General features: G+C 68.6%; 19 protein-coding genes. 8 read left to right on the forward strand and 11 right to left on the reverse strand.

Going from position 1 to position 17,218, the window contains the following annotated elements:
• Nucleotides 1-9: 9 nt before the first annotated feature.
• Nucleotides 10-900: an acyl-CoA thioesterase II gene (locus tag JF781_RS03185; RefSeq protein ID WP_225327219.1), complete on the reverse strand. Its 891-nt coding sequence runs from the start codon at nucleotides 898-900 to the stop codon at nucleotides 10-12.
• 132 nt (nucleotides 901-1,032) lie between these two features.
• On the opposite strand from JF781_RS03185, the gene JF781_RS03190 reads away from it, so the two are divergent.
• From JF781_RS03190 to JF781_RS03205, 4 genes are all read left to right on the forward strand, one after another.
• On the forward strand, nucleotides 1,033-1,509 hold the full coding sequence (locus JF781_RS03190) for an SRPBCC family protein (protein ID WP_225327220.1): 477 nt from the start codon (nucleotides 1,033-1,035) through the stop codon (nucleotides 1,507-1,509).
• 72 nt (nucleotides 1,510-1,581) lie between these two features.
• Complete coding sequence (locus JF781_RS03195) at nucleotides 1,582-2,409, forward strand: SMP-30/gluconolactonase/LRE family protein (protein WP_225327221.1); 828 nt, start codon at nucleotides 1,582-1,584, stop codon at nucleotides 2,407-2,409.
• Between the two features lie 19 nt (nucleotides 2,410-2,428).
• Nucleotides 2,429-3,250 carry a thioesterase family protein gene (locus tag JF781_RS03200; protein ID WP_225327222.1) on the forward strand — a complete coding sequence of 274 codons (822 nt, stop codon included), beginning with the start codon at nucleotides 2,429-2,431 and terminating at the stop codon, nucleotides 3,248-3,250.
• Between the two features lie 15 nt (nucleotides 3,251-3,265).
• On the forward strand, nucleotides 3,266-3,814 hold the full coding sequence (locus JF781_RS03205; RefSeq protein ID WP_225327223.1) for a TetR/AcrR family transcriptional regulator: 549 nt from the start codon (nucleotides 3,266-3,268) through the stop codon (nucleotides 3,812-3,814).
• 74 nt (nucleotides 3,815-3,888) lie between these two features.
• On the opposite strand, the gene JF781_RS03210 is transcribed toward JF781_RS03205, so the two are convergent.
• Genes JF781_RS03210 through JF781_RS03220 form a run of 3 tightly spaced genes read right to left on the reverse strand, consistent with a single transcriptional unit; the run spans nucleotide 3,889 to nucleotide 7,111 of the window.
• Entirely contained in the window at nucleotides 3,889-5,229 is a 1,341-nt protein-coding gene (locus JF781_RS03210) for an FAD-binding oxidoreductase (protein WP_225327224.1), read from the reverse strand.
• 22 nt (nucleotides 5,230-5,251) lie between these two features.
• Entirely contained in the window at nucleotides 5,252-5,992 is a 741-nt protein-coding gene (locus tag JF781_RS03215) for a glucose 1-dehydrogenase (RefSeq protein ID WP_225327225.1), read from the reverse strand.
• 18 nt (nucleotides 5,993-6,010) lie between these two features.
• The gene (locus JF781_RS03220) at nucleotides 6,011-7,111 is read right to left on the reverse strand and encodes a diacylglycerol kinase (RefSeq protein WP_225327226.1); all 1,101 of its coding nucleotides are present in this window, start codon (nucleotides 7,109-7,111) and stop codon (nucleotides 6,011-6,013) included.
• A 110-nt stretch (nucleotides 7,112-7,221) separates the two neighbouring features.
• Here JF781_RS03220 and JF781_RS03225 point away from each other — a divergent pair, with 110 nt between their 5' ends.
• The gene (locus tag JF781_RS03225; protein WP_225327227.1) at nucleotides 7,222-8,121 is read left to right on the forward strand and encodes an alpha/beta hydrolase; all 900 of its coding nucleotides are present in this window, start codon (nucleotides 7,222-7,224) and stop codon (nucleotides 8,119-8,121) included.
• Here JF781_RS03225 and JF781_RS03230 read toward each other — a convergent pair.
• Nucleotides 8,118-8,753: a TetR/AcrR family transcriptional regulator gene (locus tag JF781_RS03230; RefSeq protein ID WP_008262031.1), complete on the reverse strand. Its 636-nt coding sequence runs from the start codon at nucleotides 8,751-8,753 to the stop codon at nucleotides 8,118-8,120. The two genes, JF781_RS03225 and JF781_RS03230, sit on opposite strands and share 4 nt — an antisense overlap.
• Before the next feature lie 156 nt (nucleotides 8,754-8,909).
• On the opposite strand from JF781_RS03230, the gene JF781_RS03235 reads away from it, so the two are divergent.
• Nucleotides 8,910-9,035 (forward strand): hypothetical protein, encoded by a 126-nt coding sequence (locus tag JF781_RS03235; RefSeq protein ID WP_003874194.1) that lies wholly within the window; start codon nucleotides 8,910-8,912, stop codon nucleotides 9,033-9,035.
• A gap of 27 nt (nucleotides 9,036-9,062) precedes the next feature.
• On the opposite strand, the gene JF781_RS03240 is transcribed toward JF781_RS03235, so the two are convergent.
• The 4 genes from JF781_RS03240 to JF781_RS03255 all read right to left on the reverse strand — a co-directional run bounded on the left by JF781_RS03240 (nucleotide 9,063) and on the right by JF781_RS03255 (nucleotide 12,631).
• Nucleotides 9,063-10,487, reverse strand: a complete 1,425-nt coding sequence (locus tag JF781_RS03240) for an NAD(P)(+) transhydrogenase (Re/Si-specific) subunit beta (protein WP_225327228.1) — start codon at nucleotides 10,485-10,487, stop codon at nucleotides 9,063-9,065.
• Nucleotides 10,484-10,813 carry an NAD(P) transhydrogenase subunit alpha gene (locus JF781_RS03245; protein ID WP_225327229.1) on the reverse strand — a complete coding sequence of 110 codons (330 nt, stop codon included), beginning with the start codon at nucleotides 10,811-10,813 and terminating at the stop codon, nucleotides 10,484-10,486. The genes JF781_RS03240 and JF781_RS03245 overlap by 4 nt, the downstream gene beginning before the upstream one ends.
• Nucleotides 10,814-10,822: 9 nt before the next feature.
• Complete coding sequence (locus JF781_RS03250; protein WP_225327230.1) at nucleotides 10,823-11,905, reverse strand: Re/Si-specific NAD(P)(+) transhydrogenase subunit alpha; 1,083 nt, start codon at nucleotides 11,903-11,905, stop codon at nucleotides 10,823-10,825.
• 264 nt (nucleotides 11,906-12,169) lie between these two features.
• Nucleotides 12,170-12,631, reverse strand: a complete 462-nt coding sequence (locus JF781_RS03255; protein ID WP_225327231.1) for a nuclear transport factor 2 family protein — start codon at nucleotides 12,629-12,631, stop codon at nucleotides 12,170-12,172.
• 134 nt (nucleotides 12,632-12,765) lie between these two features.
• Here JF781_RS03255 and JF781_RS03260 point away from each other — a divergent pair, with 134 nt between their 5' ends.
• Together JF781_RS03260 and JF781_RS03265 are read left to right on the forward strand one after the other, a co-directional pair.
• The gene (locus tag JF781_RS03260; protein WP_225327309.1) at nucleotides 12,766-13,986 is read left to right on the forward strand and encodes an acyl-CoA dehydrogenase family protein; all 1,221 of its coding nucleotides are present in this window, start codon (nucleotides 12,766-12,768) and stop codon (nucleotides 13,984-13,986) included.
• Complete coding sequence (locus JF781_RS03265) at nucleotides 13,979-14,809, forward strand: tyrosine-protein phosphatase (RefSeq protein WP_225327232.1); 831 nt, start codon at nucleotides 13,979-13,981, stop codon at nucleotides 14,807-14,809. The genes JF781_RS03260 and JF781_RS03265 overlap by 8 nt, the downstream gene beginning before the upstream one ends.
• Nucleotides 14,810-14,836: 27 nt before the next feature.
• Here JF781_RS03265 and JF781_RS03270 read toward each other — a convergent pair whose 3' ends face one another.
• Nucleotides 14,837-15,700: an SDR family oxidoreductase gene (locus JF781_RS03270; protein WP_225327233.1), complete on the reverse strand. Its 864-nt coding sequence runs from the start codon at nucleotides 15,698-15,700 to the stop codon at nucleotides 14,837-14,839.
• A gap of 57 nt (nucleotides 15,701-15,757) precedes the next feature.
• Entirely contained in the window at nucleotides 15,758-17,200 is a 1,443-nt protein-coding gene (locus JF781_RS03275) for an aldehyde dehydrogenase family protein (RefSeq protein ID WP_225327234.1), read from the reverse strand.
• Between the last annotated feature and the right edge of the window lie 18 nt (nucleotides 17,201-17,218).

Here is a 17,218-nt window from a genome sequence, read left to right on the forward strand (position 1 = left end):
TTCCAGCCGTCAGAAGCGGGCGCGGGAATCGATCGCGGTGTCGCTGGTCCGCAGCGGGCGGATCAGCGCCTCCTGGGAAAACGACGCCAGCAGCTCCCCCTCCTCGGCGTGCACGGCGCCGCGCACGTAGGACATGCCCGCGCCGACCTGGGTGCTCTCGTGGGTGTAGAGCAGCCACCCGCTCCAGCGCACCGGCTCGTGGAAGGCGACCGAGATGCTCATCGGCGCGGTCGACACGGTCAGGTGCGCCTGCGCGGTGCCGATGCCTTCGTGCGCGCGCATGGTGGTGGAGATCCCCAGGTGGCCGGTGAAGTACGCCAGCAGCGCCTTGGCCAGGTCGTCGCGCTGCGGGATGGGGTCGTAGTGCAGCCACGCGTAGAGCTCCGGCGGGCCGACCTCGTCGGGGCTGTTGACGTCGACGACGTCAACCAGGCGCAGCTCGCGGCCGACCATCGGCATCGGGGAGGGGTTGGCGTCGGCCGGCGCGGCCACGTCGGGGCGCGGCAGGTGGTGACGGATGACATCGGCGGTCGGGACGTCGGCCAGCACCGTGATGCTCAGGCAGCGCCGGCCGTTCTGGTGCACGGCGACGACGGCGGTGGCGGTGGACCGGCCCTCGGCGACGACGTCGAGGATCAGCTCGATCGGCGGGCCGACGGTCACGGCGCGGGAGAACACCGCGTGCGCCGAGCGCACCGACTTGTCCGGGAATCGTTTGGCCGCGGCGACAATCGCCTGGGCGAGCACCTGGGTGCCCTCCACCACTTGGCGTTCGTCGCCGACGGCGATGCCGGTCTCGCCGGTGAACCGATCCTGCCCGTCGGCCTGCACGTCAAACAGATCCAGCAGGCCTTGCACCGTCCACTCGGTCTGCTGAGATTCCTCGGAAGCTTTCGTCAAATCCGCTCCACCTCTCGCGCTTGCAGCTCAGGGCTCAGCGTGACACTTTGAGTAGGATTTGTAAAGCTTGGCTAACAAGACCGCGGCCCGGCGGATTGGCCCGCCAACGGAAAGCACAGGGAGGCAACGCCATTGGGCATCGTGACCACCACGTCGGAGACCGCGTTCACGCAGTCCGCCGAGACCGTGTACGACTTCGTCACCGACCCGCGGAACTGGACGAGGACCTACCCCGGCAGCGCGCACATCGGGAAATTGCCGGAGCTTCCGCTGAAGGTGGGTGACACCTGGGAGGAAGCGGGACCCGACGGCGACCGGATCTTCACCTGGCAGCTGGCCGCCGCCGTGCGGCCGAGCCTGTTCGTGTTCACCTCGATCGGCCGCCTGGGCCACGACCGCGACGGGAACGGCGGGATGGAGGGCCGGATCACCGTGTCGTACCACTTCACCCGGCCCGGCCAGGACGTCACGCTGTTCTCCCGGACCATGACGATCGAGGCGTACAAGCATGCGCCCCTGCCCGATCAGCTCTTCCTCCAGGCCAACCCGGCGAAGATCGACGCCTACCACGAGGCCGTCGCAACCGAACTCGCCCGATCGGCAGATTGACACCGGCACCCGCGGTGCGTGACACTTTTTCGGTGTTTTGTAAAGCGGAAGGTCGGCCAAAGGCATGAGCGGATGATCCCCGAGCCGCTGGCCAACGGGTTCTGCTTCGGCGAGGGGCCGCGCTGGTTCGAGGGCCTGCTGTGGTTCTCCGACATGCTAGGCGAAGCGGTCCACACCTCGACCATGGGGGGCTCGCTGACCACGCTGCCCCTGCCCGGGCACTCGCCGTCGGGCCTGGGTTTCCGTCCCGACGGCTCGCTGCTGATCGCCTCGACCGAGGACCGGCGGGTGCTGCGCTATGACGGCGAAACCGTCGTCACCATCGCCGATCTCTCCGATGTGGCGCCGGCCAGCCTCGGCGACATGGTCATCGACGACGTGGGCCGCGCCTACATCGGATGCCAGGCGCGCCACGAAGGCGTCATCATCCGCCTCGACCCCGACGACAGCGCCACCGTCGTCGCCTCGGACCTCGACTTCCCCAACGGAATGGCGATCACCCCGGACCGCAAGACGCTGATCGTCGCCGAATCGACGGGCCGGCGGCTGAGCGCGTTTTCCCTCGGTGGCCCCGACGACCCAGGAGGGCTGACCGACCGGCGGATCTTCGCCGACGGCCTGGACGGGCCACCCGACGGCATCGCGCTGGACGCCGAGGGCGGCGTGTGGGCGTCGATGACGCTGGCCCATCAGTTCGAACGCATCGTGGCCGGCGGCGACGTGACCGACCGCATCGACATGGGGGATCGCGTCGCCATCGCCTGCGCCCTCGGCGGCCCGCAGCGCCGCACCCTGTTCCTGCTGTCGAGCACCGACGCCTATCCCCAGCGCCTGGTCGGCACCCGGCTTTCGCGGCTGGACGCCGTCACGGTGCCCACTCCCGGCGCCGGCCTGCCCTGACACCCCGAAGAGGTTGACGATGACCGACGCCTACTACGAGCTGATCGACCCGGCCGACGCGCCGGGCGAGAAGTTCCGGGCGACCGACCTGGCGCGCGGCACCTGGTCGGCGGCGATCCAGCACGGCGGTCCAGTGTCGGGGCTGCTGGTGCGGGCGCTGGAACGCTGCGAGCAGCGCGACGACACCCGCCTGTCCCGGGTCGTCATCGACCTGCTGGGCGGGGTGCCGGCCGAGGGCGACCTGTGGGTCCGCTCGCAGGTGCAGCGTCCCGGCAAGCAGATCGAACTCGTCAGCGCCGAGATGCTGGCCCCGGGCCCCGACGGCGCCCCGCGGCCGGTGGCGCGCGCCAGCGGCTGGCGGTTGCAGCACCAGGACACCCAAGAACTGACGCACGCGGCGGCTCCCCCACCCCGACCGAGAGCCGAGGCCCACGACCGCAACCTCAAGGCCAAGGACTGGGACCGCAACTACGTGCACAGCCTGCAGTGGCTGTGGCTGACCGAGCCGCTGAGCGAAGGCCCCGGCGAATCGTGGATCAACCCGACCGTCGACCTGGTCAACGGCGAGTCCATGACCCAGCTGGAACGGCTGTTCGCGGTCGCCGACTGCGCCAACGGCATCGGCAGCAAGCTGGACATCACCAAGTGGACATTCCTCAACACCGATCTGGCCGTCCACGTGTTTCGTGTCCCCGACGGTGATTGGATCGGGATCAGGGCGGAAACCAGTTACGGGCCGGACGGGATCGGAACGACGATCGGCACATTGTTCGACGAACAGGGCGCGGTCGGCGCCATCCAGCAGTCGGTGCTGGTGCGCCGGCGCCCGCCTCGGGCCTAACGTGGAGGCGAAATCATGAGCCAGCCGGTCCGGACGACGACGATCGCCGACACTGACACCTCGACCCGCCAGCGAATCCTGGCAGCCACCGCCGAGGTGCTCGGCCGCAACGGCAAAACCAAGCTGAGCCTGTCCGACGTGGCCACCCAGGCGGGCGTCTCCCGCCCGACGCTGTACCGCTGGTTCGCGTCCAAAGAGGAGTTGCTGTCGGCGTTTTCGGCCTACGAGCGACAGATCTTCGAAAGCGGCCTGGTCAAGGCCACCGCGGGCCTGAAGGGCGTGGACAAGCTCGACGCCGTGCTGCGATTCATCGTCGAATACCAGCATTCGTACTCCGGCGTGCGCATGGTCGACGTCGAACCCGAGCACACCATCGCCCAGTTCTCCTGGGTCATCCCGCAGATGCGCGAGGGCCTGCAACGGCACCTACCCGGACCCAACTCCGCGGTGAAGGCGGCGACGGTGATCCGGATTGCGATCTCGCACTACATCGTGCGCAGCGACGACGCCGACCAGTTCCTGGCGCAGCTGCGCCACGCGGTGGGCATCAAGGGTTCGTCCTAGCCCCGCGAAACTGTAACTGGCAACGCGTTTCCCGAGTGACGGCGTCGGTAACGACAGTCTCGCGAAGGCGGTGATCAGTCGAACAGCACCGCGGCGTTCAGATAACCGGTCGGGTCGAGCGCGGCCTTGAGGGTGCGCATCGCGGCGATGTCGGCGGGCTCGCGTGACATGGCGAGGTAGGGCCGCTTGCGGGTGCCGACGCCGTGCTCGGAGCTGACGTTGCCGCCGGACCGCGCGATGAGGTCCATCATCGGCTCGTACAGCACCCGCTCTTGCTCGCCCGGGCAACGCAACACGTTGAGGTGCAGGTTGCCCTCGCCGATGTGACCGAACAGCACCGGTAGCGCCTCGGGGGCGTGGGTATTCACCAAATCGACTGCGTGTCTTTCGAATTCGCCGATCGCCGACAGCGGCAGCGACACGTCGAACTTCAGCGGCGGCCCGTACACGCCGAGCACCTCGGCGAGTGATTCGCGCACCTGCCACAACCGTTGCTGCGCAGCAGGATCCACGCCCACCGCCGGTTCGCCGCACATGGGCACGTTCTCGAGCAGGCCGGCGAGGCGCTCGGTCTGGTCATGGTCGGCGGCCAACTCCACCAGCAGCAGCCAGTCCCCGGTGACCGGCGAACCCACGCCGCGGTGCTCGCGGGTCAGCGCGGCGGCCCGGCCGTCGATCAACTCGAGGGCCGCGATGCCGTCCACGTCGCGGAAGACGCGGCCGGCGGCCACCAGCGCGTCGAGGTCGGCGAACCCGCAGATGGCCGTCACCCGGTGCGGGGGGATGGCGTGCAGCCGCAGGTCCAGCGCGGTGATGACGCCGAGCGTGCCCTCGGCGCCCACGAACAGCGCCGGAAGGTCGTAGCCGGTGTTGTCGCGGCGCACCCGGCTGTGCCGGCGCAGCAGCGAGCCGTCGGGCAGCGCGACCTGCACGCCGATGACCTGCTCGCCCATGTTGCCGTACCGGACGGTGCGCAGGCCGCCGGCGTTGGTCGACGCCATGCCGCCGACGGTCGCGGTGTCGCGGGCGGACAGGTCCACGCCGAACACCAGACGGGCTCCGGCCGCGGCCTGCTGCACGGCGGCCAGGGTGGCCCCGGCGCCGACCTCGATGCGGCTCTCGACGGTGTCGACGTCCCCGATGGCGTGCAGCCGTTCGGTGGACAACAACACGTCGTCGTGCTCGGGGACGGTGCCGGCCACCAGCGAGGTCCGGCCGCCCTGCACCGTCACATGCGCACCGGCATCGCGGCACACCCGCAGCACCTCGGCGACCTGCTCGGCCGAGCCCGGCCGCACCAGTGCGCTCGCCCGCCCGCGGTAACGGCCGGTGTGGTCGACGCTGCGCGCGGCTAGCACGTCGGGGTCGGTGACAACGTGGTTCGGCCCGACCAGGCTCGCCAGACTGCGCAGCATGCTCGCGGTTATAGCACCCGCTCTAGAAGTCCTTGTGGTTGACGTCGGTGACCAGGCCGCCGTCCATGACGTACTCGCTGCCGGTGGAGTAGGACGACTCGTCGCTGGCCAGGAACAGCACGAACGTCGCGACTTCCCGAACCTCCCCCGGGCGCCCGAGCGGAATGGTCACCATGTCGTCGGGCAGGTGCTTCGTCATCGGGGTGCGGATGAACCCCGGGTGCACCGAGTTGACCCGGATGTTGTGCTTTGCCAGCTCCAGGGCCGCCGACTTGGCCAAGCCGCGCACGCCCCACTTCGACGCGACATAGGGGTGCACCATGGGTGCCCCGCGCAGGCCCTCGATGGACGACACGTTGATGATCGAGCCGCCCCCGGCCGCGATCATCGGCTCGACGGCCACCCGCATGCCCAGGAACGTCCCGGTCAGATTGACGTCAATCACCTTCTGCCACTTGGCAAGATCGAAGCTCTTCAGTGGGCCGAGCGCGACGGTCCCGGCGTTGTTGACCAACACGTTGAGCTTGCCGAACTCGCCGACCGCGGTGGCGACGGCGGCGTCCCACTGGTCGGGCTGGGTGACGTCGAGGTGCACGTAGCGCGCGGATTCGCCGATCTGTTCGGCCAGTGCCTTGCCCTGGTCGTCGAGGATGTCGCCGATCACCACCTTGGCGCCCTCCTCGACCAACAGGCGCGCGTCCTCGGCTCCCATGCCGCCAGCACCGCCACTGATGAGTGCAACCTTGCCGTCTACCCGACCCACAGAGGGGCTCCTTTCGATTTAAGTGGTCACCAAAGTGCTTGGTGCGTAAAGGCCTTTTCCGGTGACCAGCGGTAGATCGAGCGTGGTCCGGATGCCGGGCGGCGCCGCGATCACCGCCGGGATGGCGTTGACGACGCGACCCGCCGCGCCGGCGATCGCGGCGTGGTTGTGGTCGCCCTTGCGGCTGCTCGGAATGATGTCGACCGCATACGAGGGCTCGCCGGTGATCTCGACGCGGTACGAGCCGTCGCCCGCGGCGGGCTGGGGCAGGTCGGGGCGCAGGTCCGGCCGCAGCCGGGTGACGTGCTCGATGACGACGGCGGGGTGGCCCTTGACCATGCCGCGAATCTCGAACTGCAGCACGGCCACGGTCCCCTTCGCGACGTGGCCGACCGCGATGTCGAAGTCCTCCGGCGCCGGCTCGCGCTGGTAGGACTCGGTGATCTCGTCGACCTCGATGCCCAACCCGGCCGCCAGCTGACGGATGGCGGTACCCCAGGCGATGCTGAGGATGCCCGGCTGCAGCAGCATCGGGATCTCGTCCATGGGTTTGGCGAAGCCCATGTAGTCCATGACCTCGGTCCCGTTGTACGAGGCGTAGTCGTGAATCTCCATGCAACGCACCTGCTCGATGCGCTGACAGGTGCCCGCGAGCGCGAACGGTATCAGGTCGTTGGCGAATCCCGGGTCGACGCCGCTGATGAAGATGCTCGAATTGCCTTGTTTGGCAGCGTCTTCCACGCGGGCGATGTACTTGTCGGGCATCACGCCCCACGGGTACTGCAGCAGGCCCGGCGAGGACCCGACGACGTTGATGCCGGCGGCCAGGATGCGCATGACGTCGGCCATCGCCTCGGGCAGCCGGGTGTCGCCCATCGCGCAGTAGACGACGCACTCGGGCTTGGCGGCGATGATGGCGTCCAGGTCATCCACGGCGGCGACGCCGGTGACCACCCCTGTGTCCAGGCCGACGCCGCACAGCTCCCCGGCGTCCTTGCCCACCTTTTCCGGGGTGGAGACGCAGACCCCGGTCAGTTCGAACTGCGGGTTGGTGATCAGTTCGGCGAGGGCCAGCCCACCGACATTGCCGGTGCCGACGTGCGCGACGCGGATCGCCATGACAGTCTCCGTCCGTTGAGCGCCCAAAACGTTTCTAGACACTAGTCCATTAAATTGGGCGCGCATACCTGCGGACCGCTCCTGGACCGCGGGGGCAGAATCAATCCCTGATGACACAGCGCGAAGACATTCGGTTCCCGTCCGGCGACGACCTGATCAGCGCCTGGCTCTACCGGCCGCCGGGCGACGGGCCGGCGCCGCTGCTGGTGATGGCGCACGGCCTGGGCGGCGTGCGGAGCATGCGCCTGGACGCCTACGCCGAACGCTTCAGCGCGGCCGGCTACGCCTGCCTGGTGTTCGACTACCGCAACTTCGGCGACAGCGGGGGCCGGCCGCGTCAGGTCCTCGACGTCGGCATGCAGCTCGCCGACTGGGCCGCGGCCGTCGACTACGCCCGCACCGTCCCGGGAGTCGACCCCGACCGAATCGCATTGTGGGGCACCTCTTTCGGCGGCGGTCACGTGATCGCCACGGCGGCGCGGCTGCCGGGCATCGCCGCGGCCGTCGCGCAGTGTCCCTTCACCGACGGCCTCGCGTCGGCGCGCACGATCTCCAACCCGTTGATCACCGCGCGCATCACCGCGCGGGCGGCGCGCGACGTGCTCGCGAGCAAACGGGGCAGGCCACCGGTGATGGTCGCAACGGCGGGCCCGCCCGGCGAGGTCGCGTTGATGAACACGCCCGACGCGTACGCGGGCTACCTGCGGCTGGTGCCCGACGGCGTCGACTTACCCAATGAGGTCGCCGCCCGAATCGCGTTGCAGGTCTTCACCTATCGCCCGGGACGCCTGACGCCGAAGATCACCTGCCCGATCCTGTTCTGCGTCTGCGAGGCCGACTCGGTAGCTCCCGCGGCGGCAACACTGCGCCACGCGGCGAAAGCGCCCCGCGGCGAGGTCAAGCTGTATCCCGAGGGCCATTTCGCGATCTACGTCGACGACGCGTTCGAGCGTGTGGTCGCCGACCAGCTCGCGTTCCTCGACAAGCACCTGAAAGGCGCGCGGCCCTAAGGGCCCAGGGGCGACGTCGTGCGGATCGCCTCGTCGCGGATCAGTCCGCGCAGCAGCGCCGTGCTGAACTCCGCCGCGATCTCCTTGGCGGAGCGCCGCCCGCTGGGCCGCAGCCAGCGATAACTGCCCAGCGTCATGCCGATGTAGCCGAGCGCCAGCACGTGCGAGTCGCACTGGTAGAACTCGCCGCTGGCGATCCCGCGGTCGATCAGGCCGTGCACGTGGTGGTAGACCTGCGCTTCCTTCTCGCGCACCTCGGCGACCTGCTCGCTGGTGAACCACTCGGTGATGTAGGGCTGCTCCTGGAAGTACACGGCGGCGCGCTCGGGATCGCTGGCGATGCCGGTGAGCAACCGGACGGTGTACTGGTAGAGCGCCTCGCGCGCCGTCCAGGACGGGTCGTCGTGCACGGCGGCCAGCGTGCCCTCGGCGGCCTGGCGGTAGATGTCGAACAGGATCAGCGACTTGCTGGCGTAATAGTGATAGACGGTCGCCTTGTTCAGGCCGATCACGTCGGCCACATCGTCCATCCGGGTGCCGTGATAGCCGCGCGCCGCGAACAGCTTGGTGGCGACGGCCAGCAGCTCCTCGCGCCGCGTTTGCCCATTGGGTGTGACGCTGTCGGTGGGCATCTGTTCTCACTATCGTCGGTACGGGCAGGCCAGACCCGGTTCGGCCAAGAATAACTATCAATCAACTGGTTGGACAGTTTAAGCAAAAACGCCGGTGTCACGTCGACGGGCATGCGACTAGACTCCTCATCGAACGAGATTCGAGAGGTGGGACCGATGGATCCGAGCCCGGATTACGACGGAAGCGACGAGATCGAGTTCTTCATGCGGTACCTCACCTGGGGTTTGCGCGGCGTCACCGACGGCAACGGATACCCGCCGCCGGCCTACCCGCCCGTCTAGAGCACCCAGGCCGCAGGCGTCGCCGAGCTACAGCGCCTTGAGTTCCTCGGCGACCTCGGTCACCGATTTCTTCGCGTCGCCGAACAGCATGCTGGTGCCCTCGCCGTAGAACAGCGGGTTGTCGATGCCCGCGAACCCGGAGTTCATCGACCGCTTCAGCACGATCACCGACTTGGCCTTGTCGACGTTGAGGATCGGCATGCCATAGATCGGGCTGGACGCGTCGTTGCGGGCCGCCGGGTTGGTGACGTCGTTGGCGCCGATGACGATCGCGACGTCGGTGCGCGCGAACTCGTCGTTGATGTCGTCCATGTCCTTCATGGCGTCGTAGTCGACCTCGGCCTCGGCCAGCAACACGTTCATGTGCCCGGGCATCCGGCCGGCGACCGGGTGGATGGCGTACTTGACCTCCACGCCCTTGTCTTCCAGCAGGGCCGCCATGTCCTTCACCGCGTGCTGCGCCTGCGCGACGGCCAGGCCGTAGCCGGGCACCACGATCACCTGGTTGGCGTAGGCCATCTGGATCGCGGCGTCCGCGGCCGAGGTGGCCTTGACGGTCTTGTCTCCCCCACCGTCGCCGCTGGGAGCCACCCCGCCGCCGCCGAAGCCGCCGGCGACGATCGCGGGGATCGAGCGGTTCATGGCCTTGGCCATCAAGTTGGTCAGGATCGAACCGGACGCGCCGACGATCATGCCCGCGACGATCATCGCGGTGTTGTTCAGCGCCAAACCGGCGGCCGCGGCCGACAGCCCCGTCATCGCGTTGAGCAGCGAGATGACCACCGGCATGTCGGCGCCGCCGATGGGCAGCACCACCATCAGGCCGAGCACGCCCGCCGCGGCGAGCAGCCCGATCATCCACCACAGCGATGCGCCGCCGGTGCCGGGATGGGCGTGCACGCCGATCACGACCGCGGCGAGGACCGCGGCGACCAGCAGCAGCAGGTTGACCGGCTGCTGGGCGCGGCCGAAACCGATCGGTGAGCCCGAGATGATCTCCTGCAGCTTGCCGAACGCGATGATCGATCCCCAGAACGAGATCGAGCCGATGATCGCGGCGAACAACGACGCCACCACGATGTGCACGGTCGGCGACTCGCCGTGCTGGAACGCCGAAAACCCGGTCGTCTCAATGAATTCCGAGAGCGCGATCAGCGCGACGGTGCCACCGCCGACGCCGTTGAAGAACGCCACCAGCTGCGGCATCGCCGTCATCTTGGTGTAGCGCGCCGGCGGAACACCGAGCACCACGCCCACCACCAGACCGGCGATGATCAGCACCCATTGGTCGGTGTGACGGATCTTGACCAGGGTCGCCGCCACCGCGATCGCCATACCGACCGCGGCGATCAGGTTGCCCCGCACCGCCGTCTTGGGCCCGGTCAGGCCCATCAGGCCGTAGATGAAGAGGGCGAACGAAATGATGTACAGGCCGATTACCACGTAGTTCATTTGGCGGCCGGCTCCTCAGTCGCGGCGGGTACCGGTTTCTTCTTGCCCTTGAACATGCCCAGCATCCGGTCGGTGACGATGAACCCGCCGATGACGTTCAGGGTGCCGAACACGACGGCGACGAACAGGATGATCTGCACCGCCAGCGACGGGTGCTCGACCGAGCCGAACACCACCAGCGCGCCCAGCACCACGATGCCGTGAATGGCGTTGGTGCCCGACATCAGCGGCGTGTGCAGCGTGTTGGGCACCTTGGAGATGACCGCGAACCCGACGAACCCGGACAGCACCAGGATCGCCACGTTGGCCAACAGTTCGTCGTACATGTAGTCCTCTCAGTCCCGTGTCACACAGGAGTCCGCGATGACCTCGTCGTCGAAGTCCGGCGCCAGCTTTCCGTCGGTGAGCAGCAAGTCCAGCAGCGCGGTGATGTTCTTGCTGTAGAGCTCGGAGGCGTGCTCGGGCATCGTCGCCGGCAGGTTCAGCGGCGAGGCGATCGTGACGTCGTGCTTGACGACCGTCTTGCCGGGTTCGGTGAGCTCGCAGTTGCCGCCGGTCTCGCCGGCCAGGTCCACCACGACGCTGCCGGGCTTCATCGCCTCCACGGCCGCGGCGGTCACCAGGCGCGGCGCCGGCCGGCCCGGGACCAGCGCCGTGGTGATCACGACGTCGAAGCCGCTGATGGCCTTCTCCAAGGCCTGCTGCTGTTGCGCGCGCTCGTCGTCGGTGAGCTCGCGGGCGTATCCGCCCTCGCCGGCCGCGTCGATCCCGATGTCGAGCCATTGCGCGCCCACGGAGCGCACCTGGTCGGCGACTTCGGGCCGCACGTCGTAGCCGGTGGTGCGCGCGCCGAGGCGCTTGGCCGTCGCCAGTGCCTGCAGCCCGGCCACGCCCACGCCGAGCACCAGCACGGTGGCAGGCTTCACGGTGCCGGCCGCCGTCGTCAGCATCGGGAAGAACCGGGTCGACTCCGAGGCCGCCAGGAGCACCGCCTTGTAGCCGGCCACGTTGCCCTGCGACGACAACGCGTCCATCGCCTGCGCCCGCGAGATCCGCGGGATGGCCTCCAGCGCGAACGCCTGCACACCGGCCGCCTTCAGCGCCCCGATCGAGTTCTCGGCATTGCGCGGCGCGAGGAAGCCGATCAGCGTTTGCCCGTTGCGCAGCTTGCCGACCTCGTCCGCGGTCGGCGGCGCGACCTTGACCACGACATCGGCGGCCCACGCGTCCCCGATGGTGGCGCCGGCCTCGGTGTAGAGCGCGTCGGGAAGCAGCGCCCGTTCGCCCGCACCGGACTCGACGACGACCGCGACGCCGCTGCCCACCAGCGACGCCACCGCCTTGGGCACCAGCGCGACCCGCCGCTCGTCGGCCCCGGACTCGGAGACCACTCCTACCGTCGTCTGCGCATTTGTCATGGCGCGTACATCTACTTCCCGTACTTTTCTGTACTGTCCGTACTGTTCCTGCCGATGGGCGTGGCGCTGGCTCGGCCGCGCGCTTCGCTACCTTAACCAGGTTTCACCGTGGATGGGTGATCGGCTCTGGGCCACCCGAAGCGGGATACCCCGCCCGCGGGCGATCGACTCCCGGTCGATGGTTCGCCGTCCCACCGCGATGCAGTAGCGGTCACACCGTTGTGACGCCACAAGGGGTCGTTGTTGCCCCGCCCGTCGGCACGGCTACCAGAGCGGGATGTCGTGGCCGCGTTCGGAGGACGGGCGGGGCCCGAAGTAGCGCCGTTGCGACTCGTCGATCGCCACGTCGTTGATGCTGGCTTCGCGGCGGGCCATCAGTCCCGTCTCGGTGAACTCCCACAGCTCGTTGCCGTAGCTGCGATACCACTGGCCGGCGTCGTCGTGGCACTCGTATTGGAAGCGCACCGCGATGCGGTTGCCGTGGAAGTCCCAAAGGACCTTGCGCAGCGCGTAATCGAGTTCGCGCTGCCACTTGCGGGTCAAGAACGCGACGATCTCGTCGCGACCCACGATGTGCTCACCGCGGTTTCGCCACCGCGAATCGACCGTGTAGGCCAGGCTGACGCCCTGCGGATCGCGGGTGTTCCAGGCATCCTCGGCCGCCTGCACCTTCGCGATCGCGGTCTCCCGCGTGAACGGCGGGAACGGGGGACGGGATTCGGTCACGGCCCTATCCTGCACGACCCTATCCTGCGCGAGCAGACACAGAATCGCACTAATCCGCACTGCAGCATGCGATTTTGCGTCTGCTCGCGCTGTCCAATAGCACGTGACCTATCGTGACGGGCATGGACTTCGCGATGTCGGCCAAGGCCAGCGACTACCACAAGCGGCTGACCGATTTCATGACCGAGTATGTGTTCCCGGCCGAGGCCGACTACGACAAGTACCGTCACGAAGCCGGCCCGGGCGACCACACGGTTCCGCCCGTCGTCGAGGAACTCAAGATCAAGGCTAAGCAACAGGGCCTGTGGAACCTGTTCCTGCCGGCCGAGTCGGGCCTGACCAACCTCGAATACGCGCCGCTGGCCGAGATCACCGGCTGGAGCCTGGAGCTCGCCCCCGAGGCGCTCAACTGCGCGGCGCCCGACACCGGCAACATGGAGACGCTGCACCTGTTCGCCACCGAGGACCAGCGCAAGCGGTGGCTCGAGCCGCTGCTGGCCGGCGAGATCCGCAGCGCCTTTTCCATGACCGAGCCGGCGGTCGCCAGCAGCGACGCCCGCAACATCGAGACCTCGATCGTGCGCGACGGCGGCGACTACGTGATCAACGGCCGCAAGTGGTGGACGTCGGGCGCGGCCGACCCGCGCTGCAAGATCCTGATCGTCATGGGCCGCACCAACCCCGAGGCGGCCAGCCACCAGCAGCAGTCGATGGTGCTGGTGCCGATGGACACGCCGGGCGTGACGGTGGTGCGCTCCACCCCGGTCTTCGGCTGGCAGGACCAGCACGGCCACTGCGAGATCACTTACGACAACGTGCGCGTGCCCGTCACCAATCTGCTCGGCGAAGAGGGCGGCGGCTTCGCGATCGCCCAGGCCCGGCTGGGACCGGGCCGCATCCACCACTGCATGCGTGCGCTCGGCGGCGCCGAGCGCGCCCTGGCCCTGATGTCCGATCGGGCCCAAAAGCGTGTGGCGTTCGGCCGGCCGCTGGCCGAGCAGGGCGTGGTTCGGGAGTCAATTGCAAAGTCCCGCAACGAAATCGATCAGGCACGGCTGCTGTGCGAGAAGGCGGCGTGGACCATCGACCAGCACGGCAACAAGGCCGCGCATCTCCTGGTCTCGCAGATCAAGGCGGTGGCGCCGCAGGTGGCCTGCGATGTCATCGACCGCGCCATCCAGGTGCACGGGGCGGCCGGTGTCAGCGACGACACGGTGCTGGCCCGCCTGTACGGCTGGCACCGCGCCATGCGGATCTTCGACGGCCCGGACGAGGTGCACATGCGGACCATCGCGCGCGCCGAGCTCGGCCGGGAGAAGTCGGCGCTCGCCGCGGCGGTCACCGCGCATGACTGAGGCGCTGCGAGAACTGTCGGGCGCGTGGAACTTTCGTGACGTCGCCGACGGGGCGTCCGCGCTGCGCCCCGGGCGGCTGTTCCGCTCCGGCGAACTGAGCGGGCTCGACGACGACGGCCGCGCGACGCTGAGCCGGCTGGGCATCACCGACGTCGCCGACCTGCGGGCGGCCCGCGAGGTCGCCCGGCGCGGGCCGGGGCTGGTTCCCGACGGCGTCGAGGTGCACCTGTTGCCCTTCCCCGATCTCGGCGAGCAGGACGTCGGGACCGACGATGCGGCGCCGCACGAACACGCCTTCCAGCGGCTGCTCACCGGCGAGGGCGCCGAGGAATCGGAGCAGTCGATCAACGACGCCGCCACCCGCTACATGATTGACGAATACCGGCAATTCCCCACGCGCAACGGCGCGCAGCGGGCGCTGCACCGCGTCATCACGCTGCTGGCCGCCGGGCATTCGGTGCTGACGCACTGCTTCGCCGGCAAGGACCGCACCGGCTTCGTGGTGGCGACGGTGCTCGAGGCGATCGGCATCGACCGCGACACCATCCTGGCCGACTTCCTGCGCAGCAACGACGCGGCGCCCGCGCTGCGGGCGCAGATCTCGGCGATGATCGCGCAGCGCCAGGACACCGAGCTGACCCCGGAGGTGGTGACCTGGACCGAGGCCCGGCTGTCCGACGGCGTGCTCGGGGTCCGGGAGGTCTACCTGGCCGCCGCGCGCCAAACCATCGACGAGGAATTCGGGTCGCTGGACGCCTATTTGCGCGCCGCGAGCGTCAGCGAGTCAGACGTGGAGCGCCTGCGCGAAGCGCTGCTCGCCTGACCCGCCGACCACTCGGGGACGCCGGACTCAGCCCAGCTTGAAGCTGGCCTGCTGGGCGGCGGACAGGTCGGTGATCTGGCCCCACTTGGCGGCGATGTCCTCGACCGACGGCACGCTGTCGAAGGTGATGCCGTCGTTCTGGAACAGCGCGGTGCGCTGGACCTTGCCGCCGCCGACGATGAACACCGAGTCGGTGTCGGTCAGCTCCTCGGTCATCAGGTAGGCCACCACCGGGGCGACGTACTCCGGGGTGAGCTTCTCGAAGACCTCCGGCGGCAGGATGTCCTGCGTCATCCGGGTAGCGGCGATCGGCGCGACCGCGTTGGTCTTGATGTTGTACTTGGCGCCCTCCTGGGCCAGCGTGTTGATCAGGCCGACCAGCCCGAGCTTCGCCGCGCCGTAGTTGGCCTGGCCGAAGTTTCCGAACAGCCCGCTGGTGGAGGTGGCGACGACGACCCGGCCGAAGCTCTGCTCGCGGAAGTGCGGCCACGCGGCGCGGATGATGTTGTACCCGCCGTAGAGGTGCACCTTGAGCACGGCGTCCCAGTTCTCGAAGGACATCTTGTGGAACGTGCCGTCGCGCAGAATGCCCGCGTTGCTGACCACGCCGTCGACCTTGCCGAATTCGTCGAGCGCGGTCTTGACCATGTTCTCGGCGCCCTCGGATTCGGCGACGCTGTCGTAGTTGGCGACCGCCCGGCCGCCGGCGTCCTTGATCTCCTTGACCACCTCGTCGGCCATGTTGTGGCCGGCGCCGGTGCCGTCGCGGGCGCCGCCGAGATCGTTGACCACGACGCTGGCGCCCTCCTTGGCGAGGGTCAGGGCGTACTCACGGCCCAGTCCCCCACCGGCTCCGGTGACGATGACGACGCGATCCTGCACTCCGGGCATAAGGTTCCTCTCTGCTGTGAAAAACTCTGTCTGGCAACTGGTTCGGCGAACGCCGGGTCAGAACATCCGGCGGGCCATCTTGAAGGCCCGCTCGGTGTATGGAGGGTAGATGAAGCTCGACAGGTCGGGGCGGGTGGGCTTGGTCAAGACCGCCTTGCGGTGGCTGAACTCATCGAAGCCCCACTTGCCGTGGTAGGCGCCCATGCCCGATGCGCCGACCCCACCGAAGGGCAGCTTGGCCGTCGACACCTGGAAGGCGACGTGGTTGACCAGCATGCCGCCGGCCGGCACCTCCTTGATCACCCGCTCGCGGGTCTCGCGCCGTTTGGTGAACAGGTACGCCGACAGCGGCTTGGGTCGTGAGTTCACGAAACGTATTGCCTCGTCCAGGTTTTGGACGGTGATCACGGGTAGCACCGGGCCGAAGATCTCGTTCTGCATCAGCGGACCGTCCGGGTCGGGGTCGACCACCACGGCGGGCTGGATGCGCAGCTTCGACGCGTCGCAGGCCCCGCCGACGGTGACCGTGCCGTCGGATCCGGAAAGGTAGCCGCTGATCCGGTCGAACTGCCGCTGGTTGATCACCCGCATGCCGTCCGGCTTGTCGGCGGTGAACTTCGTGATGGCGGCGCCGATCTTGTTCACCAGTTCGTCGCGAATCGTGGCGTCGGCCAACACGTAATCCGGTGCGACGCAGGTCTGTCCGGCGTTGAGCAGCTTCATCCAGGCGATCCGCTTGGCCGCCACGTCCACGTCGGCGTCGGCCGCGACGATCACCGGGCTCTTGCCACCGAGTTCGAGGGTGCAGGGGGTCAGGTGCGGCGCCGCGCCCTCGTAGACCTTGCGGCCGATCTCGGTGCCGCCGGTGAACATCACCCGGTCCAGGCCCTGGGCGATGAGCTCCTGGCTCGTGGCGCCGTCACCCTCGATCACGGCGATGGCGTCGTTGTCGAGGTACTTGGGCACCAGCTCGGCCATCACGCGCGAGGACGCGGCCGCGATCTCGGACGGCTTGAGGATCACGGTGTTCCCGGCGGCGATCGCTCCGACGGCGGGACCCAGCGTGAGGTAGAAGGGGTAGTTCCAGGCGCCGATGATCAGCACGGTGCCGTAGGGCTCGTATTCCACCCAGCCGCGGCCGGGCAGCTGCGGCAGTTCCAGCAGTTGATACTTGCGCCGCGTCCACTTGCGCACCCGCTTGGCCGCGTACTTGGCCTCGCCGGCGGTGGTGGCGATGTCGGCGATGTAGGCCTCAAAGGGGCTGCGGTCCAGGTCTTCGGCGAGCGCGCCGGCCAGCGCGGCCTCGTTCTCCTCCATCAGCTTCACCAATTGCAGCAACTGCGTCTTGCGCCAGTCGATGTCGCGGGTGCGTCCGGTGGCGAAGGTCTGGCGGAGCCGGGCGACCGTGGCGGCGATGTCGGCCGTGGCGGTCCCGTTCGTGGAGTCCTTGGAGAGCGTCTTGGATGGTGATGTCTGCGATGCAACCGATTCGGTGGTCATCGTTGTCCTTCCCGAGCA

This window comes from Mycobacterium sp. WUMAC-067 (genome assembly GCF_020217485.1).
Lineage (GTDB): Bacteria > Actinomycetota > Actinomycetes > Mycobacteriales > Mycobacteriaceae > Mycobacterium.